The organism is Psychrobacter sp. (genome assembly GCF_018260395.1).
Taxonomy (GTDB): domain Bacteria; phylum Pseudomonadota; class Gammaproteobacteria; order Pseudomonadales; family Moraxellaceae; genus Psychrobacter.
This window is the reverse complement of record NZ_JAGLBC010000209.1, coordinates 1-2642: the sequence shown is the minus strand read 5'-3', so window position 1 is coordinate 2642 and position 2642 is coordinate 1. Positions and strand designations below refer to the sequence as shown.

The 2642-nt window shown below is 36.0% G+C and carries 3 protein-coding genes; 2 read left to right on the top strand and 1 reads right to left on the bottom strand.

Going from position 1 to position 2642, the window contains the following annotated elements; genetic code table 11:
- Positions 1 to 419: 419 nt before the first annotated feature.
- Together QZ265_RS10500 and def are read left to right on the top strand one after the other, a co-directional pair.
- Entirely contained in the window at positions 420 to 668 is a 249-nt protein-coding gene (locus QZ265_RS10500) for a GlsB/YeaQ/YmgE family stress response membrane protein (protein WP_296405960.1), read from the top strand.
- 286 nt (positions 669 to 954) lie between these two features.
- Positions 955 to 1485 carry a peptide deformylase gene (gene def, locus QZ265_RS10495; RefSeq protein WP_296405959.1) on the top strand — a complete coding sequence of 177 codons (531 nt, stop codon included), beginning with the start codon at positions 955 to 957 and terminating at the stop codon, positions 1483 to 1485.
- Positions 1486 to 1615: 130 nt separating this feature from the next.
- On the opposite strand, the gene dapB is transcribed toward def, so the two are convergent.
- Positions 1616 to 2440 carry a 4-hydroxy-tetrahydrodipicolinate reductase gene (dapB, locus tag QZ265_RS10490; RefSeq protein ID WP_296405957.1) on the bottom strand — a complete coding sequence of 275 codons (825 nt, stop codon included), beginning with the start codon at positions 2438 to 2440 and terminating at the stop codon, positions 1616 to 1618.
- Positions 2441 to 2642: the final 202 nt, after the last annotated feature.

Here is a 2642-nt window from a genome sequence, read left to right as displayed (position 1 = left end):
TACTTATAAAAGATATAGGTGTTTTAAAGCTATTGTCTTTATAAAACTATTATAGTATCGCGTTTGGATTATTAGTTTCATAATTTATAAAATCAATAACTGTATGATTTTTAGACAGTTGAATTATTGGTTTACTTCATGTTGAGAGTAATATTGCCAAAAACTTTAAATGCATGTTATTTATAGCAACATAACTTGATACAAGCTATACAATCGATTAACCAAAAAATCTTACTTCTTTTCAATTGTCTGCTAATGCTCACATAGGTTGTACATGTTTAACAATTAAGTGTTACTACTGGATAGTTTTTTTAACTAAAATTTAGTCACTAAATACTTAACATTCGGTTTTTTTGCATATAAGATGTTGCAGAAAAATTCCATTAACAGTTAAAAAAATTTATTAAGGAAGATTAATCATGATTTGGACAATTATTATCGGTTTGGTCGCTGGTTTGTTAGCTCGTGCTATTAAGCCAGGTAACGATGCCATGGGTTGGATTATGACTATCGTTTTAGGTATTGCAGGTTCTTTCTTAGGCGGTTTCCTTGCCGGCGCCATAGGGGTCAGTACCGAAGGTAACTTTATGAATTTAGCATTCTCAGTGATTGGTGCTATTATTTTACTGTTTATCTATGAGCTTATTACCAGTAAAATGAAAAAATAAACCTAATTAGTGTATCAAAGCTATTGATGTTATCTACTTAGTGAATTTTCTTATTAAAATTTAATTGAACTTACTTAATGTATCAAATCTATGAAGTAACTCAGTAAGTTGAGATAAAAAAAACTTAATGCCTCATTTTACTTTAGCGGACTTAGCAATAGGTCCGCTTTTTTTATCTGTTTTTATGGCTTGACCTTGATATTTGGCTGCTACCCCCTCATTTTGTTAGTTATAATAGTGTTATGCTCTTAATTAAACTTCATTTTTATGCAATGTGTGATCTCTTATGGCCATCTTACCAATTTTAAGTTACCCAGACCCGCGACTACGAACAACTGCAAAGCCAGTGAAAACGGTTGATGCTGATATAAAACAGCTTATTCAAGATATGATCGAAACTATGTATGATGCCAAAGGTATAGGATTGGCTGCCACTCAGGTTGATCGTCATATCCAATTAATTGTTATGGATTTATCTGAAAATAATGACTCCCCTCGTGTGTTTATAAATCCAAAAATCACACCTTTGGCTGAAGATAAAAAGCCTTATGAGGAGGGTTGCTTGTCTGTACCTGATGTTTATTATTCTGTAGAACGCCCTATAAAAGTTAAGATTGAAGCTTTAGATGGCGAAGGTAAGTCTTTTGAAGAAATAGCAGAAGGCTTATTGGCTGTCTGCATCCAGCACGAAATGGATCATTTAAATGGCGTATTGTTTGTTGATTATTTATCTACCCTAAAGCAAAATCGTGCGCGTGATAAAGTACGTAAGTATCTTAAAACACGCGAAAAACAGTTAGAAAAATCAAAAATATAATGATTGTGACAATTTGATATCGTTGTCTTTAAAAAGTAATTTTCATAAAGGCAATGTTAATAAAAATACCCTTTGAGCCATTTGCCCAAAGGGTATTTTTTGTCTAATCGTTTTTAAAACTCTATAGATTTTATTTTAAACCAAGTACATCTTGCATGTCATAACGTCCGGCGCTTTGGTGAACCACCCAAGTAGAAGCTCGTACTGCGCCAGCTGCAAAGGTCATACGCTCACGGGCATGGTGCTTAATTTCTACCATTTCACCATCTGCAATCAGCATCACACTGTGATCACCAATGATTTCACCACCACGAATCGCATGAATGCCAATCGAACCAGGTTTACGTTCACCAGTATGTCCTTCACGACCATAAATCGCCACTTCTTTTAAGTTTTGACCCCTTGCTTCAGCTGCTGCATTGGCCATCATAAATGCGGTCCCAGAAGGCGCATCTACCTTGTGTTTGTGGTGCGATTCGATGACTTCAATATCTGCCGTTTCGCCAAAGGCCTTGGCGGCCATCTCAATTAGCTTTAATGAGACGTTAACTCCAGTTGAATAGTTGCCAGCATAGACCACAGCAATTTGCTCACAAGCTTTATCCAAGGCTTGCAGTTGCTCATCACTAAGCCCTGTGGTACCAATAACCATAGCTACTTTATTCTGAGCGCAAAGTTGCACATTTTTTTGTGTAGAGTCAGGTAAGCTAAAATCAATTAGCACATCAATTTTACTCAGCTGAGCTTCTAAGTCATTACTAAGTACCACGCCATTTTTCTCTAACCCAACCAACTCACCTGCATCGACCCCTATTAGACTTGAGCCACTGCGCTCAATGGCGGCCGCCAATGTGGTATGGGGATTGTTTGCAACTGCTTCAATAAGCATACGTCCCATACGCCCACCGGCACCAATAATGCCTACTTTTATAGGGTTAGAACTTGTGTCTGTCATAGTGTCAGTTTCCTTAAACAAGAAATATCTTAATGGGATAAAATAAAATGGAGGAATAATCATAGCATGATTGCAGACGTTGCTAAATTCGTTACCTATTAAATCTAATACATTTAATATAAAAACCTCCAGATTCATAAAGAATCTAGAGGTTTTAAGGGATATATCGTCAGCCCAATAGTATCTATACATTTTATAAGAT